The sequence below is a fragment of the Chitinophaga pendula genome (genome assembly GCF_020386615.1).
GTDB classification, from domain to species: domain Bacteria; phylum Bacteroidota; class Bacteroidia; order Chitinophagales; family Chitinophagaceae; genus Chitinophaga; species Chitinophaga pendula.
Genome location: NZ_CP077769.1, coordinates 1549780 through 1574917, shown reverse-complemented (window position 1 = coordinate 1574917; position 25138 = coordinate 1549780). Strand labels below are relative to the sequence as shown.

The 25138-nt window shown below is 49.4% G+C and carries 22 protein-coding genes; 14 read left to right on the top strand and 8 right to left on the bottom strand.

From position 1 onward, the window contains the following. Positions 1–136: 136 nt before the first annotated feature. Together KTO58_RS06175 and KTO58_RS06170 are read right to left on the bottom strand one after the other, a co-directional pair. Positions 137–1129, bottom strand: coding sequence for an aldo/keto reductase (locus KTO58_RS06175; protein WP_095840217.1), 993 nt, complete (start codon positions 1127–1129; stop codon positions 137–139). Positions 1130–1222: 93 nt separating this feature from the next. Next, positions 1223–2380 (bottom strand): homogentisate 1,2-dioxygenase, encoded by a 1158-nt coding sequence (locus tag KTO58_RS06170; protein ID WP_095841689.1) that lies wholly within the window; start codon positions 2378–2380, stop codon positions 1223–1225. 834 nt (positions 2381–3214) lie between these two features. On the opposite strand from KTO58_RS06170, the gene thrA reads away from it, so the two are divergent. The 5 genes from thrA (at position 3215) to rpe (ending at position 9782) form a co-directional block, all read left to right on the top strand. Beyond that, the gene (gene thrA, locus KTO58_RS06165) at positions 3215–5656 is read left to right on the top strand and encodes a bifunctional aspartate kinase/homoserine dehydrogenase I (protein WP_095840218.1); all 2442 of its coding nucleotides are present in this window, start codon (positions 3215–3217) and stop codon (positions 5654–5656) included. 34 nt (positions 5657–5690) lie between these two features. Next, entirely contained in the window at positions 5691–6620 is a 930-nt protein-coding gene (locus KTO58_RS06160) for a homoserine kinase (protein WP_095840219.1), read from the top strand. Positions 6621–6668: 48 nt separating this feature from the next. Then, positions 6669–7967: a threonine synthase gene (gene thrC / locus KTO58_RS06155; RefSeq protein ID WP_095840220.1), complete on the top strand. Its 1299-nt coding sequence runs from the start codon at positions 6669–6671 to the stop codon at positions 7965–7967. Positions 7968–8067: 100 nt separating this feature from the next. Further along, on the top strand, positions 8068–9084 hold the full coding sequence (locus KTO58_RS06150) for a tetratricopeptide repeat protein (protein ID WP_157753157.1): 1017 nt from the start codon (positions 8068–8070) through the stop codon (positions 9082–9084). Positions 9085–9113: 29 nt separating this feature from the next. Next, positions 9114–9782: a ribulose-phosphate 3-epimerase gene (rpe, locus tag KTO58_RS06145; protein ID WP_095840222.1), complete on the top strand. Its 669-nt coding sequence runs from the start codon at positions 9114–9116 to the stop codon at positions 9780–9782. A gap of 45 nt (positions 9783–9827) precedes the next feature. On the opposite strand, the gene KTO58_RS06140 is transcribed toward rpe, so the two are convergent. Continuing rightward, the gene (locus tag KTO58_RS06140; protein WP_095840223.1) at positions 9828–10220 is read right to left on the bottom strand and encodes a response regulator; all 393 of its coding nucleotides are present in this window, start codon (positions 10218–10220) and stop codon (positions 9828–9830) included. Further along, complete coding sequence (locus KTO58_RS06135; RefSeq protein WP_095840224.1) at positions 10217–13195, bottom strand: PAS domain-containing sensor histidine kinase; 2979 nt, start codon at positions 13193–13195, stop codon at positions 10217–10219. Before KTO58_RS06135 ends, KTO58_RS06140 begins: the two co-directional genes overlap by 4 nt. Positions 13196–13503: 308 nt before the next feature. Between KTO58_RS06135 and purE the strand changes: the two genes are divergently transcribed. From purE to KTO58_RS06110, 5 genes are all read left to right on the top strand, one after another. Then, the gene (purE, locus tag KTO58_RS06130; protein WP_095840225.1) at positions 13504–13959 is read left to right on the top strand and encodes a 5-(carboxyamino)imidazole ribonucleotide mutase; all 456 of its coding nucleotides are present in this window, start codon (positions 13504–13506) and stop codon (positions 13957–13959) included. A 137-nt stretch (positions 13960–14096) separates the two neighbouring features. Next, a complete protein-coding gene (locus KTO58_RS06125) occupies positions 14097–15059 on the top strand; it encodes a PhoH family protein (protein WP_095840226.1) in 963 nt (320 codons plus the stop codon). Between the two features lie 230 nt (positions 15060–15289). After that, entirely contained in the window at positions 15290–15760 is a 471-nt protein-coding gene (locus tag KTO58_RS06120; protein ID WP_095840227.1) for a DUF4878 domain-containing protein, read from the top strand. Between the two features lie 252 nt (positions 15761–16012). Further along, positions 16013–16552, top strand: a complete 540-nt coding sequence (locus KTO58_RS06115; protein WP_198315005.1) for an inorganic diphosphatase — start codon at positions 16013–16015, stop codon at positions 16550–16552. Positions 16553–16557: 5 nt separating this feature from the next. Beyond that, positions 16558–16929: a sulfite exporter TauE/SafE family protein gene (locus KTO58_RS06110; RefSeq protein ID WP_095840229.1), complete on the top strand. Its 372-nt coding sequence runs from the start codon at positions 16558–16560 to the stop codon at positions 16927–16929. 63 nt (positions 16930–16992) lie between these two features. On the opposite strand, the gene KTO58_RS06105 is transcribed toward KTO58_RS06110, so the two are convergent. Beyond that, positions 16993–17751 carry a C40 family peptidase gene (locus KTO58_RS06105; protein WP_095840230.1) on the bottom strand — a complete coding sequence of 253 codons (759 nt, stop codon included), beginning with the start codon at positions 17749–17751 and terminating at the stop codon, positions 16993–16995. Between the two features lie 172 nt (positions 17752–17923). Here KTO58_RS06105 and KTO58_RS06100 point away from each other — a divergent pair, with 172 nt between their 5' ends. The 4 genes from KTO58_RS06100 to KTO58_RS06085 all read left to right on the top strand — a co-directional run bounded on the left by KTO58_RS06100 (position 17924) and on the right by KTO58_RS06085 (position 20765). Next, positions 17924–18499: a sigma-70 family RNA polymerase sigma factor gene (locus KTO58_RS06100; RefSeq protein ID WP_095840231.1), complete on the top strand. Its 576-nt coding sequence runs from the start codon at positions 17924–17926 to the stop codon at positions 18497–18499. Further along, on the top strand, positions 18489–19661 hold the full coding sequence (locus KTO58_RS06095) for a hypothetical protein (RefSeq protein ID WP_095840232.1): 1173 nt from the start codon (positions 18489–18491) through the stop codon (positions 19659–19661). Before KTO58_RS06100 ends, KTO58_RS06095 begins: the two co-directional genes overlap by 11 nt. Positions 19662–19782: 121 nt before the next feature. After that, positions 19783–20349: an RNA polymerase sigma factor gene (locus KTO58_RS06090; protein ID WP_095840233.1), complete on the top strand. Its 567-nt coding sequence runs from the start codon at positions 19783–19785 to the stop codon at positions 20347–20349. 62 nt (positions 20350–20411) lie between these two features. Further along, positions 20412–20765, top strand: a complete 354-nt coding sequence (locus tag KTO58_RS06085; RefSeq protein ID WP_095840234.1) for an anti-sigma factor family protein — start codon at positions 20412–20414, stop codon at positions 20763–20765. Positions 20766–20808: 43 nt separating this feature from the next. On the opposite strand, the gene KTO58_RS06080 is transcribed toward KTO58_RS06085, so the two are convergent. From KTO58_RS06080 to KTO58_RS06070, 3 genes are all read right to left on the bottom strand, one after another. Further along, the gene (locus KTO58_RS06080; RefSeq protein WP_095840235.1) at positions 20809–21288 is read right to left on the bottom strand and encodes a nucleoside deaminase; all 480 of its coding nucleotides are present in this window, start codon (positions 21286–21288) and stop codon (positions 20809–20811) included. Positions 21289–21435: 147 nt separating this feature from the next. Further along, positions 21436–24036 (bottom strand): ATP-dependent chaperone ClpB, encoded by a 2601-nt coding sequence (gene clpB, locus KTO58_RS06075; protein WP_095840236.1) that lies wholly within the window; start codon positions 24034–24036, stop codon positions 21436–21438. A 214-nt stretch (positions 24037–24250) separates the two neighbouring features. Then, on the bottom strand, positions 24251–24919 hold the full coding sequence (locus tag KTO58_RS06070) for a response regulator transcription factor (protein WP_095840237.1): 669 nt from the start codon (positions 24917–24919) through the stop codon (positions 24251–24253). Positions 24920–25138 lie beyond the last annotated feature (219 nt).

Sequence of the window (25138 nt, the reverse complement as noted above, 5' to 3'; positions counted from 1 at the left end):
AATGGAATTTTAAGGGATTCTTAATACAGTGTTCATAGTTGTCTAATTAACACTTAATTGATTATGGGGGTAAAAATAGTACGGCAAAAGCAGTGTAATGCTTTTGCCGTGTTTTATATAGCTATATAAAGGTGTTTTATACCAGTTGCAGTTGTGCGAGATGTTTGTTGATAAAGTCGATCTCTTCTGCGCTCAGTTTCACTTCGAAGGCTTTGGCATTCTGGAGGGCTTGTTCTTCGTTGCGGGCGCCTACGAGTGCTACGGTGATGCCTGGGTGTTCGATGGTCCATCGGATCACGAGTTGTGCCAGTGTTGCATTTTTGCTTTCGGCCATTGGTTTGATGGCAGCGAGGAATGCGTTGATGCGATCGATATTTTCCGGTGTATAGAATTTTGAGTCGGCGCGGGTGTCGCCATTACTGAATTTGTGATCGCGTTTGATCTTGCCGGTGAGGATACCTCTTTGGAGGGGGCTATATGCCAGTATTCCTTTTTTATGTTGGATGCTGTAAGGTATTACGTTGTCTTCGTAGGAGCGTTCTACCATGCTGAATGGGATCTGATTGGAGGCGAGGGAGATCACTTTTTCAGCCGCCTGCATTTGTTCTACGCTGTAGTTGGATACTCCTGCTGCGCGGATCTTTCCCTGTTCCTGCAGGCGGAGTACGGCTTCGAAGGATTCTTCTATGGGGGTGGTATTATCGGGCCAGTGGATCTGGTAGAGATCGATATAGTCGGTGCCCATTCTGCTGAGGCTGTCTTCGCATTCTTTGATGATGCTTTCTTTGCCTGCATATTTATAGATATCGATATCGTTGCCGTTGTTGTCCTGGCTTTTGAAGCCGAACTGACCTTTTGCGAGGTCCCAGCGCATGCCGAATTTGGTGGCCAGTTGTACTTTATCGCGAGCGATGCCTTTGATGGCTGCTCCTACGATATCTTCACTGGTTCCTTGTCCGTATACGGGGGCTGTATCGATGGAGGTAATACCATGATCGATGGAGGCTTTGATGGCAGCTATTGCGTCTTTGCGTTCTGCGCCGCCCCACATCCATCCACCGATGGCCCATGCGCCGAAGGTAATGGCGGATAATTTTACGTCGCTTTCACCCAGTTGTCTGAATTCCATGCTTACAAATTTGCTATGTGAAGAAAATAGAAATGCCCGCAATAAGTGTCATGGGTACATGCTACTTATTACGGGCATCAAAAGTAAAATAAATTATTCAGACCAGCTCATTACGTATGCTTTATCTTCTATGCCCAGTGCGTCTTCTGTGATTTGCAGCGGGTGGAAGGTATCTACCATGACGGCCAGTTCTTTTGTTTCTTTTGCGCCGATGCTTTTTTCTACGGCTCCGGGATGTGGTCCATGGGGGATACCACCGGGGTGGAGGGTGATCATGCCGCGGGTGACATGTTTGCGGCTCATGAAGTCGCCATCTACGTAGTACAGTACTTCATCGCTGTCGATATTGCTATGATTGTATGGAGCGGGTATTGCCAGCGGGTGATAGTCGAATAAGCGTGGGCAGAAGGAACATACGACGAAGTTATTGCCTTCGAAGGTCTGGTGTACGGGAGGCGGCTGGTGAACGCGGCCGGTGATGGGTTCGAAGTCGTGTATGGAGAATGCGAACGGGTATTCGCAGCCATCCCATCCGATAACATCAAACGGGTGATGTGCGTAGTGGATGGGGTACATGACGCCTTTCTTTTTGATATTGATGAGGAAGTCGCCGGCCTGATCGATGGTTTCGAGCTGTTGGGGCTGGCGGATATCGCGTTCGCAGAAGGGAGCGTGTTCGAGCAGCTGGCCATAATGGCTGAGATAACGTTTAGGATAGCGTATGGGGCTGAATGATTCTACGATAAAGAGGCGGTTGTCTGCGGTATCGAAAGATATCTGGTAGATGGTACCTCTTGGGATGACGAGGTAATCGCCATATCCGAAGGTCAGCTGTCCGTATTGTGTGTGCAGGGTGCCGCTGCCTTCGTGTACGAAGATCATTTCGTCGGCGTCGGCATTTTTATAGAAATAGTCCTGCATGCTTATGCGCGGTGCGGCCAGTACGATATGGCAATCGCTGTTGACGAGCACGGGTTTGCGGCTTTGCAGGAAATCGTCCTGCGGTTGTATGGAGAATCCCTGGAAGCTGCGATGTTTGAGCATTTTCTCTTCTGCCACTTTGGGTGCTACGCTGTAAGGTTCATCGACACGGATGATCTCGGTAGGTGGGTGGCAGTGGTACAACAAGGAGTAGTGAGAGGAGAAGCCTTCTGTAGAGAACAATTGTTCTGAATAAAGGCTACCATCGGGCTTGCGGAATTGCGTATGCCGTTTATGGGGGATCTGACCCAGTTTATGATAATGAGGCATAAATAGTGGATTGTAATGGTGATGAAAGAAAAAGAAAGGGCGTAACGGATTATCTGGCGGGGGATGCCCCATTCATAGCCAGCGTGGCCAGCAGGAAGTAGTACTTCCATCTGCGCTTATCGATGTGATATGTAAAATTGCGGAAATAAGGCATGATTCAACAGGCTGTTCCAAATGTACAATTTCCTGTTGCATCTGACAAATGTGGGCGGGGTTGGGATGGCCGCAGCGGGGGAATATTCCTATAATCATTTAACTATCAATCACTTAGAAGAGTCTCGTATAAGCGTTGTATAAGCGTTGTATAGGCATCCTATAGTGATCCTATAGTCATTGTATAGGTGCGGTATAGTCGTTGTATACCTATTGTATAAGTTTGGATATGGGTTGGATATACAAATGATATACGAATGATACAGGAATGATACAGGAATGCTATAGGAATATTACAAGCAGTGGCTGCTGCGCCTTCATATTGTCATACAAATGTCATTAAAAACAAGTCCAAAATGAGGGGTATACTGCTATCAAAATCAGTACTGTACAGTAAATGGTGGTGATTTTGAATATTTTCTAAACTTTTGGCGTTGTGTTGCAATTGTGAAATTTAATGTCCACATTTGTAATACGAAAGTCATAATAGTGCAACATTCATTTACATATCAGTTCTCTGCTATCTGTTATCTCTCCGATGGCTATGTGAGCACTATTACTACGTCCACCATTATTACGACCCCAGTGCGGGGTTAGTGATCACATATCGTCCAGCGACCACTCAGGGTGGTAACAACCGGCAGGGGAACCTGCACATTATCCGATTAAATTTATTTTTTCATGCAAGTATTAAAATTCGGCGGCACCTCCGTGGGTAGCGCCAGTGCTATAGAACAGACGTGCCAGATCATACGGCAGCAATCCAGCGGCGATCGTTTTGCCATTGTGATATCTGCGATGAGCGGTATTACAGATAAGCTGATCCGTTGTGGTCAGCAGGCTGGTCAGGGTCAGGAATTATATAAGCGCTTATTACAGGAGATTGAGTATACACATCTGGAGACGATCCGGGCGTTGTTTCCTATTACGGCGCAGAGTGGGTTGATCAGCCAGTTGAAGAAGCGGTTGAATGCGTTGGAGAATTTATGTGACGGTATTTTCCAGGTGGGAGAGTTGAGTGTGCGGACGTTGGATAAGATTATGAGTTTCGGGGAGTTGATCTCTTCTTACCTGGTGGCGGAGAAGCTGAAGCAATTGGGGGTGCAGGCGGTGTGGAAGGACAGCCGGGAGCTGATTGTGACGGATGCGCATTACGGTAGTGCGCACGTTAATTTCCTGGCGACGAATCACCAGATTGGTCAATACTTTGCGCAGGAGGCGGCCGGTTATGTGGTGTTACCGGGTTTTGTGGCGGCTACCGCTGACGGGGATACGACGACGTTGGGTCGTGGCGGTTCTGATTATACGGCGGCGATTTTGGCGGCGGCGTTGCCGGCGCAGCAGCTGGATATCTGGACGGATGTGAGCGGGATGATGACGGCTGATCCGCGGTTGGTATCGCAGGCGATCCCTATTGCGCATATCAGTTATGAGGAGGCGATGGAGTTATCGCATTTTGGGGCGAAGGTGATCTACCCTCCTACTATACAGCCGGTGATGCAAAAGCAGATCCCTATCTGGATCAAAAATACATTTGCGCCAGCGGATGCGGGTACGTTGATACAATACAGTGAGGACCGTGATCATCCGGTGACTGGTATTTCCGGTATACAGCAGATTGCGTTGCTGACATTGGAAGGCAGTGGGATGGTGGGTATTCCTGGTTTTTCGAAGCGACTTTTCGAGTCGCTGTTGTATGAGCGTATCAATGTGATATTGATCACGCAGAGTTCGTCGGAGCATTCTATTACGGTGGGTATCCATGAGGCGGATATGTTGAAGGCGAAGAGTGCGGTGGACAGTGAGTTTGCGCAGGAGATACAGGAGAAGCAGATAGAGCCGCTGATTGTGGAGCGGGACCTGGCTATTGTGGCGGTGGTAGGTGATAAGATGAAGAACCATCACGGTACCAGCGGCAAGCTGTTTGCGGCGCTGGGGCGTAACGGGGTGAATGTACGGGCTATTGCGCAAGGTTCTACGGAGAAGAACATTTCTACGGTTATTAATAAAGCGGACGTCAAGAAGGCGTTGAATGTGATACATGAGGCATTTTTCGAGACCCCGGTGAAGCAGGTGAACCTGTTCATAGCTGGGGTGGGTAATGTAGGCGGTAAGTTGCTCGAGCAGTTGCAGCAGCAGGAGACTTACCTGAAGCAGGAGTTGGGGTTGCATTTGCGGGTGGCGGGGTTGGCTAACAGCCGTAAGATGGCATTCGGGCAGGAGACGCTTTCGTTGCAGGAGTGGCGGCAGCAGCTGGATGAGGGTGTTGATATGGATATGCCGGCCTTTGTGAAGCAGATCAAGGCGTTGAACTTACGCAACAGTGTATTTATCGATAATACGGCCAGTTCGGAAGTAGCGGCGGTGTATGCGGATTTCCTGCAGCACGGGATATCGGTGGTGACGTGTAACAAGATAGCCTGTTCTTCGGACTACCGTTATTACCGGCAGTTAAAGGATCTGGCGCGGCGTTATGATGCGGCATTCCTTTTTGAGACGAATGTGGGGGCGGGGTTACCGGTTATCAATACACTGAATGACCTGGTACGGAGTGGAGACAAGGTGCATCGTATAGAAGCGGTGTTGTCTGGTAGTCTAAATTTTGTATTCAATCATTTTGTGGGGGATGCTGATTTCCGGCAGGTGGTGCAAGCGGCGCAGGATGAGGGGTATACGGAGCCTGATCCGCGGATAGACCTCAGTGGGGTGGATGTGATGCGGAAGATATTGATCCTGGCCCGGGAGAGTGGTGTGGAGATGGAGCTGGCTGATATTACGAATCACTCATTTTTGCCGGCGGCCTGCCTGGAGGCGCCATCGGTGGCGGCATTTTACGAGCAGCTGGATGTGCATGCGGATCATTTTGGTCAGTTGCGGCGGGCAGCGGAGGCGGAAGGTAAGCGGCTGAAGTTTGTGGCCAGCCTTGCAGACGGGCGGGCATCGGTGGGGTTGCAGGCGGTATCGCCGGAGCATCCGTTCTACCAGTTGGAAGGTAAGGATAACATTGTGTTGTATACGACGAACCGGTATGCGCAGCAGCCGTTGATCGTAAAAGGTGCGGGCGCCGGTGCGGACGTAACTGCTTCCGGGATCTTTGCGGACATTATCCGTACGGCCCGATAATTACCCATCAAGTATAAATGCAGCTATCATTGCTATGGAACAGATAAAAGTATTTGCCCCCGCTACTGTTGCGAACGTAGCCTGTGGCTTTGACGTAATAGGATTGGCGTTAGAAGCGCCCGGGGATGAGATGATTATTCGCCGCACGGATACGCCAGGTGTGCAGATCAGTGCTATACACGGGGCGTTGTTGCCGTTGGAGGCGAGCCGTAATGTGGCTGGGGTGTCTGCGCAGGCGTTATTGCAGAAGTATGGGCAACCGGATGTAGGTGTTGCTATTGAGATCTTTAAGCACATACATCCTGGTAGTGGTATTGGCTCGAGTGCTGCCAGCGCTGCCGGGGCGGTAGCAGGTGTGAATGAGTTGCTGGGGCGGCCGTTTACGCCGCGGCAGCTGGTACGGTTTGCGATGGAAGGTGAGCGGCTGGCCAGCGGGGCGGCGCATGCGGACAATGTGGCACCAGCCATCATGGGAGGGTTTACGCTGGTACGCAGTTATAAGCCACTGGATATTACCTCGCTGCATACGCCACCGGCGTTGTGGGTGACGGTGATACATCCGCAGATAGAAGTAAAGACGGCGGATGCGCGGGAGATATTGAAGCAGAAAGTGTTGATGACGGATGCTATCCGTCAGTGGGGGAATGTGGGTGCGTTGGTGGCAGGTCTTTACCAGGAAGATTATGAGCTGATCGCGCGTTCGCTGGAGGATGTGATCGTGGAGCCGGTGCGCTCTATCCTGATACCTGCTTTCCAGGAGTTGAAGCTGAAGTGTAAGGAGACCGGGGCGTTGGGCGGAGGTATCAGCGGGTCTGGTCCATCGGTGTTCATGTTGAGCCAGGGCGAGGCGACGGCCCGTCAGGTAGCGGCAACGATGGACAGCGTATATGCGCCACTGGGAGTTGATTACAAGATCTATGTATCTCCTATTAACACTACGGGGGTGAGGGTGTTGGCGGACTAGTGCCCCTCTCCTATCCGATCTACATTATTTATTCAGACAAGACAGCACATGCAATATTATAGTTTACATCAGCGGCAGCACGAGGTATCTTTCCGGGAGGCGGTGATACGCGGGCTGGCGCCAGACAAGGGGCTTTATTTCCCTACTGTTATTCCCCGGCTGGACCCATTGGTGGCGGCCTACCCGGAGCGTTATGATGAGCGGGAGCTTGCGTACCAGGTGATACAGCCCTTTGTGGGGGATGCGATCCCGGAGGCGGCGTTGCGCGGTATTATCCGGGATACGGTCAGTTTTCCTTTTCCTTTGCGGGCGGTGGGTGAGCGCGTTTATTCGCTGGAGTTATTCCACGGGCCTACGCTGGCATTTAAGGATGTGGGGGCGCGATTTATGGCCGGTTGTCTCGGTTATTTCCGGGGCGGCGATGCGAAGCCGGTGACGGTGCTGGTGGCTACGTCGGGGGATACCGGCGGTGCGGTAGCCAGTGGTTTTTACGGGGTGCCCGGTGTGGAGGTGGTGATCCTGTATCCTTCGGGGAAGGTGAGTACCTTACAGGAGAAGCAGCTGACGACGTTGGGAGGTAATATTTCGGCGCTGGCGGTGTCGGGTACTTTTGACGACTGTCAGCAGCTGGTGAAGACGGCCTTTCTGGATGCGGCTTTGCAGGAGCAGCGGCCGTTGACATCGGCCAATTCTATCAATGTAGCGCGGTGGTTGCCGCAGATGTTCTATTATTTCCTGGCGTTGCGGCAGTTGGGGGCGCAGGAGCGGCCACCGGTGTTTTCGGTGCCCAGCGGTAATTTCGGTAATATCTGTGCGGGGCTGATGGCGGCTGCATTGGGATTACCGGTGGCGCATTTTGTGGCCAGCACGAACATCAACGATACGGTGCCCCGTTTTATGGACAGCGGGCATTATACGCCGGGGACGGCATTTCCGACCTTATCGAATGCGATGGATGTATCTGACCCCAGTAATTTCGTGCGTATCCTGCAGTTGTTTGGTAATGACCGATCACAGTTGGCGGCGCATTTTTCGTCGTATGCTTTTACAGATGAGCAGACGGTAGCTACGATGGAGGCGGTGTGGCAGCGATACGGTTATATGCTGGACCCTCACGGTGCGGTAGGTTACCTGGGATTGCAGCGTTACCTGCGGGAGACGGGGTATGCGGGTACTGGTATTTTCCTGGAGACGGCTCACCCGGTGAAGTTTGCTGATACGGCCCCCTCTTCTTTACAAGCGCATATTGAGACCCCTGCCCGCATCCAGGCGCTTTATGCGCAGGAGAAGCAGGCTACGGCGCTTCCGGCCACTTATGAGGCGTTGCGGGAGTGGTTATTACAATAGCTGTTGCGACGGTATTTTACAATTACGATTTTTGATGATAGTTTTACGGCGGCTGGCACCAGGAGGTGACCAGCCGTTTTTTAACAATCGAATCGGTTACATGAGATATTTATATTTAACAGGAGCGCTGTTTGCGATATGGAGTTGCGGATCGGGTGGTCGTCAGCCGGCGGCGGTTGTGGTGGCGGCGGATACGGCCTATCACAATGCGATGGTAGCGCCGCTGACGGATTCCATTGGGCAATTCCCGGATAAGGCGGATTTGTATTTCCGGAGGGCCTTATTATTATTCAATACGAATCCTACGCTGGCGCAGCGGGATTTTGAGAAGGCGGCCTCGCTGGACAGTAAGCAGGTAGATTATTGGGCCGGCGCTGGTGAGGCGGCGTTGCTTTCGGAGGATTATTCCGGTGCGGCGCGTTTCTTCCGGCAGGCGTTGTTATTACAGCCGGACTATTCGTATCTGCAGTATAAGCTGGCGATGGCGTTGACGGAAGCCAAGCAGTATACGGCTGCTGACAGTCTTGCTACCTTGTTATCGCGGCAGGCGGCTACACGGGACCAGGCATTTTACCTGAAGGCCCGTATGGCGGAGGATCTGAAGGATACGGTAGCGGCGATAGCCCATTTACGCAGTGCGGTGGCGGCAGCGGGTACGCACAGTGAGTATGAGGCGGTGATGGAGCTGGGTGACCTGTTGCAAGCGAAGGGATCACCGGATGCGGTGGCTTACTATACGCTGGCGTTCCGGCTGGATTCGACGAATGCGGAGCCATTGCATGCTATCGGGAGGTATTATGACGGTGCGGGGAAGAAGGCACAGGCGGTGGCGGCGTACAAGCAATGTATTGCGGCTGATCCTGCTTATGCTCCTGTGTATATGTCGCTGGGGAAACTTTACAAGGATCAGCAGCAGTGGAAGGAGGCGTTGTATTACTTTAACCTGGGCGCCAAGACGGCCCCTACGGATGCGGCCTGTTATTATTACCGGGGGCTTTGTTATGAGCGGACGGGTAATAAGGAGGCGGCTATTGCGGATTACAACAAAGCATTATCTTTCCGTAAGCAGTACCCGGAGGCGAGCCAGGCGTTAGCGGCGCTGGAGGGGGGTAAGTAGTCGATTAAATTTATCTTAGATTTACAACTATGACGAAAGACAAGTCAATAATAATAGCGCCCTCGTTGCTGGCGGCGAATTTTCTAGAGTTAGGCCAGGCGGTGTCGATGGTGAATGAGAGTGAGGCGGCGTGGTTGCACCTGGATGTGATGGACGGCCGTTTTGTGCCGAACATCAGTTTTGGTATGCCGGTGATCTCGGCGATACGGCAGGCGACGAAGAAGGTATGTGATGTGCATCTGATGATAGAGGAGCCGGAGCGATATGCGGAGGCGTTCCGTGATGCTGGTGCGGATGTGCTGACGGTGCACCTGGAGGCATGCCGGCACCTGCACCGTAATATTCAGCAGATCAAGTCGCTGGGGATGAAGGCCGGTGTGGCATTGAATCCACATACGCCGGTGCACATGCTGGAGCATGTGATCAATGATGTGGACCTGGTGTTGGTGATGAGTGTAAATCCCGGTTTTGGCGGGCAGTCTTTTATACCACAGGCGTTGCATAAGATCCGGCAGGTGCGGGAGTTGATTTCGCATAATGGTGCGCATGCGTTGATAGAGGTGGACGGCGGTATTAATCTGAAGAATGCGGCGGACATTATCCGGGCGGGTGCAGATGTGTTGGTAGCGGGTAGTACGGTATTTTCGGCTGCTGACCCGGCGCAGATGATCGTTCAGCTGAAGCAGGCAGCTAACTAGTGTTACGGGTAGTGGGGATCGCTACCGGCGTGTTGAGGTGACCTGTCAGGCAGATAGTTTCTGTACGATCTCTTTAGACAACGGTTTGGTGAGATAGCCGGTGACGAAAGCATAAGCGTTTACGCGTTCGCGGTCTTTTTCATCTATGGAGGACGTGAGTACGAAGATGCGTATGTCTTTGGGTAATTCCTTATAAAAGAGGGCGTACTCTTCGAGGAAGTCCCATCCGTCCATTACCGGCATATTGAGGTCGAGCAGGATCACATCCGGTAGTTCGGTGGACTGTGCGCGGTTCTCTTTCAGGCAGTTAAGTACATCTTCTGCATCGGAGAAGGTGCGTATTCTTTCACTTATCCCCTGACGCTCGATCATGATCTGTGCAATCTGTTGGTGTATTGGATCATCATCTACGATAAAAATCAATTGGACTGGTTTCATAAGGGGGACGATTCGGGTCTAAAAGTAATAATAAATTTGGTTCCGGCCCCAGGCTTACTTTCTGCACGTATACTTCCACCCATTGCTTCTACCTGTGTTTTTGTGATAAACAGGCCTATTCCCTTTGCTTCTTTATTTTTATGAAATGTTTTGCGGAAGCCGAATAGTTTGCTACCGAAGCGTTCCATGTCGATACCGATACCATTGTCTATGGCGGACAGTTCGATGTCGTTGCCTATCCGTCGTGTTTGCAGGTGGAGGGTAGGGATTCGTTCTGCGGCGCGGTATCGGATGGCGTTGGTGATCAGGTTTTGGAGGATGCTATCGAGGTATACGCGCGGGTATTCGATGGTATGTGCTTCATTGAAGTCGTAGGTGAGTTGGATGCCGCTGGTGTCCATATCTGCGCGGAGTATGTCTTTCACTTTCTGCAATCGATCGGCAAAAGAGAGCAGTTCTCTTTCGACGTTCATATCTTTTCTGATCTGAACGACTTCCACGAGGTCGTTGAGGGTTTCGTCTGTTTTTTTGATCACTTCGTGTAGCATTCCCAGGTAGAGTTCGCGTTCGTGGCTGACGGCGGATTCGTTGTGCATCTGCATGAGTGCTTTGAGGTTGGCGATTGGAGCGCGCAGGTTATGGGAGGTGATATGTGCGAAGTCTTCCAGTTGTTTATTTTGGTTGACGAGGGAGTTATTGAGGCTGGACAGTTGTTCGTTGGCTTTTCGGAGGTCTCGCTGCAGGTTGCGGCTTTCGGTGACATCTCTTATGAAAAGGGAGATGGCGCCATCGCGCATGGGAGCGAGCAGGAAGTCGTACCATTTGTCGGTATGACGGAAGTAGCTACCGAATGACTGGGAGCGTTGTTGTTCGGCGCATTCGAGCAATCTCAGTTCGAAGGGGGTATCGTGCAGGTCGGGCATTACGGTGAGGATGTTAGTGCCTACCGGTACTTTTTTGCCGATGATCTGTTCTGCTTTTTGGTTGAGGAAGTTGAGGGTTCCTTCTTTTTCGATGGAGGCGTATCCCATGTCGATGGTATCGAAGAACAGGCGCATGAGTTCTATGTTGCGGGAGAGTTCGTCGCGTATCTGGTATTGTTCGGTGATATCCTGTACGACGCCGTAGATACGTCCGGGGTTGAGGGTATCCTGGTGGGGTTGACCGATGGTGCGTATTCTTTTGGATTGGTTATCGCCGGTGAGGATATCGAATTGTACGTCGAAGGGCTGTTGTTTGTCGATGCAGAGCTGGATGAGGCGTTCTATTTCCCGATGTGTATCTGGGGCGTAGTATCGGTAGAGTTCATTCATTTCGACGGTGGTACCCTGTGGGATGCCGTATATGCGGTATGTTTCGGCGGACCATCGGAGGCGGCCGGAGGCGATATCCATTTCCCACCCTCCTATTTTGCCTACTCTGCCGGTTTGCTGGAGGAATTCCTGGTATTGTATGTTTTCGGCTTCCTGTAGTTTTTTATCGGAGATATCGTTGACCAGTACGACTACGATCTCGTCTTTGTCTACGGGGTCCTGGACGGGGAATATGGTTAGGTCGAGGAATACTTCGCGGCCGATGTTGGTCCATTGTTCTGCCTGGGAGAAGTCGAGGCGGCGTTCTACTCTGAGGGGTTGGTTTTCCCGGAGTACTTGCAGGAACAGTTCGTGGAGGCCGGCGTTTCGGGCGAAGGTATCGCTCATGATATTGTAGTGCAGGCGGCTGACTTTGTCGGGGGTATCGAAGAATTCGCGTTGTGTTTGATTGATGCGGCGGATATATCCGAGGTTATCGAACTGGATGTATCCGATGGGCATATTTTCGATGATATTATCGAGGAGGCGTTCGCTTTTTTCGAGGCTTATTTCGGCCAGTTTCTTTTCTGTGATTTCGTTGAGGATGAGGAACAGGTGACCATGTTGTGAAGGCAACGGGAACATGGTGGCTTCGTAGTATGCGGGGAGGAGGCGGGTTGTGCCGGCGGCATGCCTTTCCCGGTATTTCATGATGATCTCACGTTTGATAGGTGTTTTTCTTTGGATTACCTCCCGGAAGAGTTGTGTGAGGCCATTGCGCTGGTAGAAGGGATCGTTGAGTATGTTATAGTCTGGCTGTTTGAATATGGGATGGTCGGCGCCCCAGATGTTGCGTTGTTGGCTGTTCATGTTGACGGTGAGGCCATCCTGTTGGAATTCGTGTAATCCGATGGGTAGGTTTTCGACTACGTGCCGGAAGAACTGTTCGTCGTCTCTGGCTTTTTGTTCTTGTTGTTTGCGGCTGGTGATATCGAAACCTATGAGGAGGTATCCCGGATCTCCGCACGTCAGTGGGCTTGACTGGAGGTCGAGCCAGAGGGGGGTGTGGAGGGAGGTATTGCAGCGGATGTCGATGCGGCTTTTGAGGCCGGACCGGACGAGGTCGAGGAAGGCGGACCATTCTTCCGGCTGGCAGGCGGCGGCCTCGCAGAAGTTGCGATAGCGGAGGCTTCCTGGCGGTTGTTGGAGGAATATTTCGGCCTGCCTGTTGGCATGTTGGATGTGGCCCTGCTGGTCGATAGCGACGACGAGTGCGAAGCTATCTACGGCTTGACCGAGGTGAGCCATATATTCCTGCGGGAGGCAGGTACGATCGTTTTGAGGGGTCATGTTGTGCCAGATGAAGTAAGCGGTATCGGCGTGGCCATTTTCGGAGGAGCAAGGGCTGAAGGAGACTTCATACTGAGCGGCGGGGAGGCCTGGCAGTGTGAGTGTTTTGGTGATGCTGCATCTTTCTCCTGCGAGGGCGCGTTGGCAGCAAAGGAGGAGGAGGCGGTTTTCTTCGGGTCCGCAGACACCTATTTTGCTGATGTTATCGCCTGTTTTAATATCGAAGCCCAGGTAGGAGCGACAGGTATTTTTGAAGGCATCATTGATTTCCAGTAGTTGCCCATCTTTATTGAAGACGGCAGCTGGTTCTCCCAGACGGATAATTTGGCTCATTTTTGGCAAATGCTCAATTTTGTGCGTTATAACAGCAAAAAGGTGCCTTAAAAGTAGTTATTGCCGGTTAAAAATGGCCGGAATAATTTTGGGGTGTTTTTTTGGGGCGGGTGATTGGGGAGTAGATGTCTTTTGGGGGCGGGGGTTTGGCATGATTTATCCACCATTTGTGGATTATCATTTTTTTTGAATTCTGAAAGGATAGATATCTTTGAGACACAATTAATTAACCCAGCGGGGCCGGTATTGGCAGCTGGTAATTGCCGGCGACAATTCAATTTTACAACTATAAAACAAACAGGTATCAGATGAAAGTACTAATTCTTATGGGCTCAGAGAGCGACAAGCCGGTAATGCAGGAAGCGTTGAACTACTTGGCATTTTTCAATATCACCGGGGAGATGATTGTAGCCTCTGCGCATCGTAATCCTGACAAAGTACGTGAGCTTTGTATCACGGCTCAGGAGAAGGGATTTGGCGTAATTATTGCCGCAGCTGGTATGGCGGCAGCGTTGCCTGGTGTGGTGTCTGCTTATACATCATTACCGGTATTAGGTGTTCCTTTGGAAGGTGGTTTACCCGGGGGCGTTGATGCGTTGTATTCTATTGTTCAGATGCCTGCTGGTTTGCCGGTTGGTACATTGGCGGTAGGCAAGGCAGGTGCGCGTAATGCGGCTGTATTAGCTGCGCGTATTCTGGCATTGGGCGACAAGGCGATTGCTGAGAAGGTGGAAGCTTTCAAACAGAACGGTTACCGGATTTAGTAATTGCTTAACAGTACCTGGCTGTTGATTGCCGGGGAAAAGCATATTTTAGTAAGGAGGATGCGGGTGTTTGTTTATACCAGAGACGGGCCTGCATCCTTGCTATACAAGTCCATATAACTCAAAATCAAAGATCATTGACAGAGTCCATTATCAATTTAGAGAGTATTAATCCTATTGAGTTTTTCGGTGTTAACAACGGGAAACTGGATTTACTGAAGAAGAAGTTCCCTTTACTAAAGATCCTTTCCAGAGGTACCCAAATAAAACTGTCCGGCGCACCGGAAGAGGTGGCGAATGCCCAGGAAAAGATTGGTCAATTAGTGCAGTATCTGGAGCGGAACGGTAATTTGAGTGAGAATTATTTTGAGCAGATATTGGGAGATGAGATAGCGGTTGATAATTTCAAGGAGCGGAATCCGAATGAGGTGCTTGTGTTTGGTCCTAACGGGCGTACTGTGAGGGCTCGTACGGCTAATCAGAAGCTGATGGTGTCGATGGCGGAGAAGAACGACATTGTGTTTGCGATCGGGCCAGCTGGTACTGGTAAGACGTATACGGCGGTAGCGCTGGCGGTGCGTGCTTTAAAGAACAAGGCGGTGAAGAAGATTATTTTGACGCGGCCTGCGGTGGAAGCTGGTGAGAGTTTAGGATTTTTGCCCGGGGACCTGAAGGAGAAGATTGATCCTTATTTGCGTCCGTTGTATGATGCGCTGGATGATATGATCCCAGCGGAGAAGCTGACATACTATATGACCAACAGGGTCATTGAGATTGCCCCTCTCGCGTATATGCGTGGACGTACGTTAGACAATTCATTTATTATTCTGGATGAAGCCCAGAATGCCACCGATCTACAGTTGAAGATGTTTCTGACGAGGATCGGGGCCTCTGCCAAAGCAATTATTACGGGGGACCTTACGCAGATAGATCTTCCCAAAAATCAACGTTCGGGATTGGAGAAGGCCGGCCGGATATTGAAGAACATTGACGGTATCGGGTATGTGCAGCTGGATGAAGAGGATGTAGTGAGACACCGGTTAGTAAAGGCGATCATACGAGCATATGATGCCGCTAAAGAACGTGAAGAAAGTCACTAACACGCTTACGAACGACTACGGCTATTCCCGCATAAACAGCCCGCCAGTACACAATTAACACTTCCTTAACAGCCTCTGCAATTGAGGCAAAAGGGTTAGAGATAGTTATAGCTGCCCATTCCAGCAGTAGGATGACCGCCTGCAGGTGGTCATTGCCTATTTGCTAATAGCTTTGCAGATATCAATCTTTCCCCCTATTTTTGTTCATGATATTTTAACTTATCAACCGCATGACCAATTTTTGGCGATTTCTTACACTGCTGCTGTTTTCAGGTACATTGTTGATTGCTTGTAAAAAACGGGCTGCTCCTCAGGAAGTGGCGCTGGAGTTTATGCATGCTATCCAGGAGTCTAACTTTGACCAGGCAAGGGAGTATGCTACGAAGGAGTCGCAACAGATCATTCAATTATATTCTATTTTTGATGCGCGCAGGAATGATGCGGAGCGGGATAAGATCAAGAAGGCAAAGATAGAAGTGATAGATACACAGGAGAACGGGGATAAGGCTACTGTAACGGTACTTAATTCATCTTCCAGCCAGAAAGAGATGTTGCAGTTGATCAAGGAGAAGGGTCAATGGAAGATATCGCTGACATTTGAGAGTATCATTCCTAACTATATACCACCAGCCACATCTACGATGGATTCCAGTACGATTATGCACCAGGATTCCTTACAGTCTGCACCAGCTGTTAAATAATGCCCGTTGCTGGTTAACTGTTTAATTGCCTATTAATTATTACGGTATTATCGCCGAGTTCATTAATTTTGCGCACTGAGCAAAAGTCTTGAATGGCAATATATTGACATATATCTAGCTGTTTATGCAGGTGGTTATAGTATATGATCTGCCAGATCTATTCAGGGCGGCAGTCTATTACCGGCTCCAACACCGGTGGTGGCAAGTGTTTCACAACAATCAGACATTTAAATTTAAAAGAAACGAAGAATTATGATGACAAATCCCTGGCACAGCGTGAGTACAGGTTCGCAGTCGCCTCATATTGTAAATGCGATCATTGAGATCCCGAAGGGCTGCCGTGCTAAATATGAGCTGGACAAAGAAAGCGGATTGCTGAAACTGGACCGTGTATTATATTCATCAGTATATTATCCTGCCAACTACGGATTTATTCCTCAGACTTATTGCGATGATCATGATCCATTGGATATTTTGATCCTTTCTCAGGTAGACGTGGTGCCGATGTGTATTATGGAAGCCAAGGTGATTGGTGTGATGCAGATGGTGGATGGTGGTGAAGCGGATGACAAGATCATAGCAGTAGCTGCCAATGATATGAGTGTGAACTACATTAATGATATCAGCGAGTTGCCTCCTCACTTTATTGCTGAGATGCGTCATTTCTTCGAGGAGTACAAGAAACTGGAGAACAAGACGGTGAAGGTGGAAGAGTTCCAGGACAAGAAAAAGGCGGAGCAGATCATTATAGAGAGTATTGAGGGATACCGCAAAATGTTCGGTAAAAAATAGTCTTTATGCCGCTTCCTATTATCCTTGGACTCCTGTTATTGGGCTTGATGGCTGGTATATTCAGTGGTGTGGTCGGCATTGGTGGTGGGATCATCATTGTACCTGCCCTGGTGTATCTGTTTGGTTTGTCCCAGCATCAGGCGCAGGGCACAACATTGGGGCTGTTGATGTTTCCGGTGGGTATCCTGGCGGTTATACAATATTATAAGCAAGGTTATATTGATTACCGGTTTGTGGTTTGTATTGCTATTGGATTTATAGCGGGTGGTTATTTAGGCGGTAAGCTGGCGGTTAATATTCCGGATGTGATCATCAAAAAGGTATTTGCGTTGTTGATGATCGTGCTGGCTATCAAAATATTATTCTTTGATAAGTAACGATATCTCATTTTCATCAAAAAGCCCGCAACCTGACGTTGTGGGCTTTTTTTATGTGGAGGATCAGTAGTATCGTTTGATGATACGCAGGGAGTGGCTGCGTTGGCCGGTATCGCTATTAATGATGCCCTGGTTGTCGATGGGGTCTACTCTAACTTTGCCGGAGGCGTGTATGATCTCTTGTTCGTTGAGCAGTAGGCCGACGTGTGTGATCTTGCCATCTGCGTTGTCGAAGAAGGCGAGGTCGCCGGGGCGGGCTTCCTGCAGGAAGTCGACGGTGGTACCCTGGGTAGCTTGCTGATAGGCATCTCTGAGGAGCGGCAGGCCATGGGTTTTGAAGACGGTTTGACAGAGGCCGGAGCAGTCGGTGCCGAAGACGGTCTTTCCGCCCCAGAGGTAGGCTGTATTGCGGAAGAGGAAGGCATCGCGGAGGATGGAGGTGCCCTGAGCGGGTTGTAATGGTTGTGTTTCCTCAAATTGTACCTGGCAGGTTCCCCATACGGCAGCGGTGTTACCCTCTTTTATCAATGCGCCATAGGGCACTTGCACGGGGGTACCATTGAGTTGTACGGTGTTGATCCATTTGGGCAGGAAGTGTGTGTAGGGAGCATCAAACAGTTGCTGGGGGATCGTTTCCAGGTGACTGACAGTGACCCATCCTTCGTATCCGTCATACTGGCATTTTACCTGTACCCAGTTGTCCGGTCCGGTATTGCGTACTTCTACGCATTCTCCCCAGACAGCCTGGGAAATCATTTCACTTTTATGTGACGGCTCGGCCCGCAATGGCATGACGGGTACTACGGTAATGGCGTATGGCATATTAATTGTAATTAGTATATGCGATCATTTTGGCAGGCTAAAGATAAGTGAACCTTTTTGCCATTTTTGCGTAAATATTAATAATGTATGCAGTGTGCTATAGCCGTGAAAAGTATCACCGTGAGTTAAGTATGCCGACGAATCCATAATACCGTAGTTTCAAAATGTTTATATGCAGCAGCAACTTACCCATTTATCAGATAAGGAATTGATGTCGCGGGTGCGCAGGTTGAAAGACAGGGAGGCAGAGGGTGTGCTATTAGAAAGGTATAGTCATCTGTTGGTAGCTGTTTGTTTACCTGAGATCAATAAGCAACCTGGTTCTAATATCCAGCAGGTTTTTCCTTCCTTATTGCAGCGGTTAAGTACTGGATTAAAGACGTTAACGATTAACAAGGCGAGTGACTGGATATATTATACGATCCAGGCGCAGCAGGGACATTCGGACAAGCAGACGCCCTACCACCCTACCCGTGAGTCCAAGGACTTGCAATATCTGGCGGCGCAGGTAGAGAAGGCGGGGTCTAACAATATAGAGAAGCAGGAACTGATACGTCGGCTGCACCAGGCGATGCAGAAATTGCAACCAGAGGATCGGCAGTTACTGGAAGCGTTCTACCTGGATAATAAGAGTTTTGACGAGCTGGCATCCGGCCGTCAGGAGAGCACGGATAAGATACGGACGCTGCTGAAGCAAGCGAAGCGAAAACTGACTGTACAAATGATGAACCTTTCCTATGTCAAATAATCAGCCATATAACGAGAAGTTACTGAAGATATTTACCGGCATCCGCTGTCTGAACAGGGATCAGTTGCCCCGTTACCTGGAAGGGCGGCAGACCGAGCTGGAAAAGCACCTGGTAGAGCAGCACCTGGTGGATTGTGATCTTTGCCATGAGGCGCTGCAGGCGTTGAAAAATGAGCAGCTCAGGGAGCAATATCCTGTTATGGCGGGTAATATCCAACAGTATATCCGTGACAGTATCCGCTCTGTTTCGCAATCGCAGCGTAAGGAGGATTTCATCCGGCGGGAGAAGAAGAAGGAGAGTTTTCTTATTTACTTCTGGATACTGGCATTTGTGGTGTTGGGTGTGAGTGCTGTTTACTTATCGCAAGGTTATAAACGTAATAAGCCTACGTACCGACCTGTAGTGGCGGTACAGGCGCCGGCAGCGACGCCTGTGAACCTGCCGGAGACCAGTAGTAGTGAAAGTGAGTCCGCGGTTACCGATCATAAGGCAGCTATTGCAGCGGTGAATAAGGAGCCTGTTGCTGGGTCGGCGGCTACGGCCCCGAAAGCGGCTGGTGTAACGCCACCGGCAGCACCTACTGTACTTCCTGCTGCCAGGAAGGATACCGCCAAAGCGAAAGTCCCTCCTGTTAAAGATGCGAAGAAGCCGACGGATAGTCCGGCAGGTAGAACGGCGGCGGAGCGGGCGAAGACAGCAGACAGTTTGAAACGGGTAGCGGAGAAGGTAGCGGCGGACAAGGCTGCTACCGAGAAAGCAGCGGCAGACAAGGCAGCAGCGGAGAGGGCAGCGGCGGAGAAAGAAAAGGCGAGGATAGCAGCGGCCAAGGAAAAGGAAAAAGATAAAGACGATGCGCCTAAGGAGAAGCCTGCTGCCAAGAATGAAGAAAAGAGTGCGGCAGAACCTGCTAACACGGATGAATATCTGTATAAGGCGGCAATGGTATACCAGCAGCAAGGTGATCTGGGAGAAGCGATGAGCCGTTATAAACGGCTGGCATCTACCAGCACCGGCCGCTATGGTGAGCTGGCGCAATACCAGTTAGGTGTATGTTATCGTAGTAAGGGGCAGATGGGCCGGGCACGCCGGGCATTCAAGGAAGTGATCCGGATGAATGGCAGTATGAAGGATGCCGCGCAGAAAGCGCTTGACAATCTCTGATCAGTATAATCGATATATAAGCGGTCCGCCGTGTTACAGGAGCTACCTGTGATACAGCGGACCGGTCTTTTATGGATTCTTATTATTCCTGCATCTTATAAGTGGATAGTATCTTTAGCCCGTGAATCAACAATACTTACAACTAACAGATGAAGAAATACTACAACGGTATCGTACCGATGGCAACAGCGAATGGATAGGCATGTTGTTCGACCGGTATGCGATATTACTGTTGGGTGTATGTATGAAATACCTGAAGAATGAAGATGATGCCCGTGACAGTGTACAGCATATTTTCCTCAAGATGTTGTCTGATCTGCACCGGCATGATATACAGTATTTCAGGGCCTGGATATACCAGGTGGCCCGCAATCATTGCCTGATGCAGTTGCGGCAGAAAGGCGACCGTTTTAAGGAGGAGATCACCGATCGTCACTTACAGAATCCTGCTGATGAAACCGACAAATCGGCCTTTATACAAAAGGATCAGCTGCTGGAGCATATGGAGCAGGCATTGGTGATGCTCAATAGCGAGCAGCGTACCTGTGTGGAGCGTTTTTACCTGCGGAAGCAATCTTATCAGCAGATTGCGGAGCAGACAGGATTTACGTTACTGCAGGTGAAGAGTTATATTCAAAACGGGAAGAGGAACCTTAAATTGTTATTAGACAAGATACATTCTCACTGATATAAGCGGGATCACGCTATCTGGGTATGTACGTTGATATATTGTAAATTGCACTTGATCATATGCAGCCATCATTCGAAAATATATTTGTGAAAACTAAATGTCCTACGCAGCAACAGTTGCTGGACTATGTGGAGGGACGTCTCTCGGGCGATGCACTGCATGAAGTGGAAGAGCACCTGACGGATTGTGAACTTTGCAATGAGGCGTTAGAGGGATTGGCGATCATCCGGCAAAAGGAGAAGATCCCGGGCTGGTTAAGGCAGATGAAATGGGAGATGATGCGCAAATTGCGTAAGAAGAATCATCGCCGGCGGGAGCAGCATTTTTATGTACAGCTGGCGTTGACGATACTGGTTATCCTTTTCCTCACGCTGGCGGCGTTCTGGGCCTATCATTTTTTTTCCGCCCGGTAAAACGGGTATTAAAGGAAACGCCGCCCTTGGGGCGGCATTTCCTTTAATAGAGTAACTTATTTTCTTTCCTTTTCCATAATTCGAATACTTCTTTGGCTTCTTTAGACGGGAAAGCGATAAACGGTATGCGTTTATCTGTGTGTGGTACATTGATCTCCCTATAGATGAATGAGTCGTCGAAATCAATGGCAGCGGCATCGTCCTGGGTGTTTGCAAAATACACTTTCATCGGGCGGGCCCAGTATATAGCGCCCAGGCACATGGGACAAGGTTCACAAGAGGTATATAGTTCACAATCTTGCAGCTGAAAGGTGCCCAACCTTGTACAGGCATCCCGGATGGCGACTACTTCTGCATGCGCGGTAGGATCGTTGTGCAGCAGTACCTGGTTCCATCCCCGGCCTACTATTTCATCTCCTTTTACAATGACACAGCCAAATGGTCCTCCATCTCCTTTTTCCATACCTTGTCTGGACAGTTCTACAGCTATCTTCATGAAGTATTGCTCTCGTGTTCCCATCATAAATTCCGGTTTGTATCAAATTTAATAAATATCGCTGCAAAGTGCATGTTATATAACGTCTGTTGTGTGGTATTAAAAACCCGGATGAGGAATCACCCGGGTATTACAATCACTGTATATCGTCGTATTTAGTTAAACTCTTTATTGTTAAGCATTCCGGATCACCACTACTCCATCAAACACATCTATCAATACCGGTTTGGACTTATCTATATCACCTGACAGTATTTTTTTGCTCAGCAGGTTCACGATCTCTTTCTGAATGAGCCTTTTTAATGGTCTGGCGCCGAACTGGGGGTCGTAACCCTGTGTAGCCAGGTATTCCAGCGCATAGTCAGAAAATTCCAATATCATGCCATTCTTCGCCATGAGCGCCTTCAGGTGTTGTAATTGTATGTTAATAATTCCTTTGATCTGTTCTTTGAGCAGTGGCTGGAACATGATGATCTCGTCTACCCTATTAAGGAATTCCGGTCTTATGGTTTGCCGGAGCAGGTTCATGACCTCTTCTTTGGTAGCATCTACTACTTCATCCAGGTTACGCTCGTTAATGTTTTCGAAGTTCTCCTGTATGATGTTGCTTCCCATATTGCTGGTCATGATAATGATGGTGTTTTTGAAGTTCACCACCCGACCCTTGTTGTCGGTAAGGCGGCCATCATCGAGTACCTGCAGGAGTATATTAAACACATCGGGATGTGCTTTTTCTATTTCATCGAGCAGCACAACGGAGTAGGGTTTACGTCTTACGGCTTCGGTCAGTTGTCCGCCTTCATCGTATCCCACATATCCCGGAGGGGCGCCTACCAATCTGCTTACGGCATGTTTTTCCTGGTATTCGCTCATGTCGATGCGGGTCATCATGGTTTCGTCGTCGAAGAGGTATTCTGCCAATGCTTTGGCCAGTTCTGTTTTACCTACACCGGTGGTACCGAGGAAGATAAAGGAACCGATGGGACGTTTAGGGTCCTGCAGTCCTGCGCGGCTACGACGGATGGCATCGGACACGGCTACGATGGCTTCTTCCTGACCTACTACCCGCTGGTGCAGTTCGTCTTCGAGGTGTAGGAGTTTATCCCTTTCGCTCTGCATCATGCGTGTGACGGGGATACCGGTTGCTTTGGCGACGTTTTCGGCTATATCTTCTGCATCTACTTCTTCTTTGAGCAATCGTTTATGATTAGCGGAAAGGGAGTTCAGTTCGGCCATGTTATCGGCCAGCAGTTGTTCCTGTTCTTTCACTTTACCATATCTGATCTCTGCTACGCGGCCATAGTCGCCGTTACGTTCTGCCTGTTCGGCTTCCTGTTTAAGGTTTTCTATTGCTGCTTTGGCATTCTGTATCCTGTCTACTACTTCTTTTTCTTCCTGCCATTTTGCTTTGAAGGTGTTACGTTCTTCACTCAGGCGGGCGATCTCTTCTCCCAGTTCGCGTAGTTTCTCTTCATCATTTTCGCGTTTGATCGCTTCTTTTTCGATTTCCAGCTGGCGTATCCTTCTTTCCAGTTCGTCGAGTTCTTCCGGCATGGAATTCATTTCCAGTCTTAGTTTGGCGGCGCTTTCATCGATCAGGTCGATGGCTTTGTCCGGCAGGAAGCGATCGGTTATGTAGCGATGTGATAGTTCTACGGCTGCGATGATGGCTTCGTCTTTGATCCGGACGTGGTGATGTCCTTCATAGCGTTCTTTGAGGCCCCGTAGGATAGAGATCGCATCTTCTACGCTCGGTTCATCTACCAGTACTTTCTGGAATCGACGTTCGAGGGCTTTATCTTTTTCGAAAAACTTCTGGTATTCTGTTAAGGTGGTGGCACCTATGGCTCTGAGTTCTCCTCTTGCGAGGGCAGGTTTGAGTATGTTGGCGGCATCCATTGCGCCTTCCATGGCACCTGCGCCGACGAGGGTATGTATCTCATCGATGAAGAGGATGATTTCGCCATCGCTTTCCGTTACTTCTTTAACGACGGATTTGAGGCGTTCTTCGAATTCTCCCCTGTATTTTGCACCCGCCATCAGTGCACCCATATCGAGGGCGAAGATGATCTTGGAGCGGAGATTTTCGGGTACATCGCCATTGATGATGCGGTGTGCCAGTCCTTCTGCGATAGCTGTTTTACCCACGCCTGGTTCGCCGACGAGGATAGGATTGTTCTTAGAGCGGCGGGAGAGTATGTGTAGTGTTCTCCTGATCTCTTCGTCCCTTCCGATCACGGGATCGAGTTTACCTGCCTGTGCGAGTTCATTCAGGTTTTTGGCGTATTTCTGTAAAGCGTTGTATTGGGTATCGGCGGTTTGCGAATTGACGGTTGAGCCTTTGCGCAGGTCTTTGATGGCTGCTTTGAGGCCTTTTTCTGTGACGCCGGCATCTTTCAATGCTTTGGCGGTATCATCGCTTCCACTCAGCAGGCCTAATAATAGGTGTTCTACGCTGACGAATTCATCTTTGAATTCTTTCAGGCTGGCGCCAGCCCGGAGGATGGCGTTATTTGCTTCGCGGCTGAGTACCTGGCCGGCGTCTCCACTTGCCATTTTTGGGTATTTACTTAGTTGTTCATCTAATTTCCCGGACAGGAAACCCATATTCACATCATTCTTTTTCAGCAGATACTCAATTGCGCTATCCTCATCATCCAGCAAAGCCTTTAGCAAGTGACCTGTTTCAATGGCCTGGTTCTGGTTATTAAACGCCAGTTGTTGGGCCTGTTGCAGGGTCTCTTGTGATTTAATTGTGAAATTATTGAGGTTCATGTATATTAGTTTTCTCCTTTTTAAATTTTATTTTCAATAGAACATCAAAATTGACTCCAAGGTTATAAACAAGCAATTTTGACAGCATAAAAGGTCTTAAACTGCTGTTTTTACAGTTCTCATGAGCAAATACTGCTAATTTTTCATTTATCGGGAGGTGCTAAGGGAGAGTGATACGGGGGAAGTGTGGGGAATAGGGGGTGGTAACGGCAGGTTACTGCGTTATTTTTAGTTGTTTTTTGATGTTCCTGATCGCGTATTTGACCAGGGCGTGGTGGCCGGTAAGTTCGAGTTTACGGGCGATATTGTGTCTGTGGTTTTCTACTGTTTTGGTGCTGATACCTAATGCTTCGGCAATTTCCTTGTTATTCAGGCCATCAGCTATCATAATTATAACGCGGGTTTCTGTTTTGCTCAATTTACTATTGATCTCTTCGGGTACTTCGAGGGAGAGGGTGGTAACGATGGTATTTCTGGGAGGCGGGTGCCGGGCGCTGTTGAGTGTTGCGAATCGTGCCAGTCTGGCTTTGATGCTGAGCAGCAGTTCTTTTCCGTTGAATGGGGCGGGCAGGTAGTCATCTGCGCCGAGGTTCATACAGGTGCGCATTTCTTCTCTATTGTCTTTTCCATTGATGCTGATATAAACGATATTATGCATAGCGGTGTTGTTACGTAATTCTACCAGGAATTGAAAGCCGCTACCGCCACGCATCCTCATGTCGCATACGACGACATCGGGCGTGTATTTTTTGCACATTTCCATTCCTTCCTGCAAGGAGGAAGCTATAAAAACATTGTAATTATTCATATTCAATAGCTGCCTGATCTGCCTGGATAAAATGACATCTTCTTCTAATAATAATATGCTATAAATATCATTCATACGCTCAAAAATTTCCCAGGCTTAGCGCACTGAAAAATGGCACTATAGAACTTAAGGACATCACATTTTTTCCTGTAACCGGTTGGCTTTTTTGTCCGGTCTGCGCTCTCTATTTGCTAGTTACATAGGTCAGCAATCACATGTTTTTAAGTTTAGGATGGTTCTATCAGCACTATTTCCAATACTCTTACACATAAAATATATTCATACTATAGAGAT

Excerpts from the sequence above, each read along its gene's own strand:
- KTO58_RS06170 (WP_095841689.1), bottom strand. The coding sequence starts at position 2,380 with ATGCCTCATTATCATAAACTGGGTCAGATCCCCCATAAACGGCATACG.
- clpB (WP_095840236.1), bottom strand. The coding sequence starts at position 24,036 with ATGAACCTCAATAATTTCACAATTAAATCACAAGAGACCCTGCAACAG.
- KTO58_RS06135 (WP_095840224.1), bottom strand. The coding sequence starts at position 13,195 with ATGAGCCAAATTATCCGTCTGGGAGAACCAGCTGCCGTCTTCAATAAA.
- KTO58_RS06105 (WP_095840230.1), bottom strand. The coding sequence starts at position 17,751 with ATGCCATACGCCATTACCGTAGTACCCGTCATGCCATTGCGGGCCGAG.
- KTO58_RS06160 (WP_095840219.1), top strand. The coding sequence starts at position 5,691 with ATGGAACAGATAAAAGTATTTGCCCCCGCTACTGTTGCGAACGTAGCC.
- KTO58_RS06110 (WP_095840229.1), top strand. The coding sequence starts at position 16,558 with ATGCCGCTTCCTATTATCCTTGGACTCCTGTTATTGGGCTTGATGGCT.
- KTO58_RS06140 (WP_095840223.1), bottom strand. The coding sequence starts at position 10,220 with ATGAAACCAGTCCAATTGATTTTTATCGTAGATGATGATCCAATACAC.
- KTO58_RS06095 (WP_095840232.1), top strand. The coding sequence starts at position 18,489 with ATGTCAAATAATCAGCCATATAACGAGAAGTTACTGAAGATATTTACC.
- KTO58_RS06115 (WP_198315005.1), top strand. The coding sequence starts at position 16,013 with ATGATGACAAATCCCTGGCACAGCGTGAGTACAGGTTCGCAGTCGCCT.
- KTO58_RS06070 (WP_095840237.1), bottom strand. The coding sequence starts at position 24,919 with ATGAATGATATTTATAGCATATTATTATTAGAAGAAGATGTCATTTTA.
- KTO58_RS06100 (WP_095840231.1), top strand. The coding sequence starts at position 17,924 with ATGCAGCAGCAACTTACCCATTTATCAGATAAGGAATTGATGTCGCGG.
- KTO58_RS06080 (WP_095840235.1), bottom strand. The coding sequence starts at position 21,288 with ATGATGGGAACACGAGAGCAATACTTCATGAAGATAGCTGTAGAACTG.
- KTO58_RS06150 (WP_157753157.1), top strand. The coding sequence starts at position 8,068 with ATGAGATATTTATATTTAACAGGAGCGCTGTTTGCGATATGGAGTTGC.
- KTO58_RS06120 (WP_095840227.1), top strand. The coding sequence starts at position 15,290 with ATGACCAATTTTTGGCGATTTCTTACACTGCTGCTGTTTTCAGGTACA.
- thrA (WP_095840218.1), top strand. The coding sequence starts at position 3,215 with ATGCAAGTATTAAAATTCGGCGGCACCTCCGTGGGTAGCGCCAGTGCT.
- thrC (WP_095840220.1), top strand. The coding sequence starts at position 6,669 with ATGCAATATTATAGTTTACATCAGCGGCAGCACGAGGTATCTTTCCGG.
- rpe (WP_095840222.1), top strand. The coding sequence starts at position 9,114 with ATGACGAAAGACAAGTCAATAATAATAGCGCCCTCGTTGCTGGCGGCG.
- KTO58_RS06085 (WP_095840234.1), top strand. The coding sequence starts at position 20,412 with ATGCAGCCATCATTCGAAAATATATTTGTGAAAACTAAATGTCCTACG.
- KTO58_RS06175 (WP_095840217.1), bottom strand. The coding sequence starts at position 1,129 with ATGGAATTCAGACAACTGGGTGAAAGCGACGTAAAATTATCCGCCATT.
- purE (WP_095840225.1), top strand. The coding sequence starts at position 13,504 with ATGAAAGTACTAATTCTTATGGGCTCAGAGAGCGACAAGCCGGTAATG.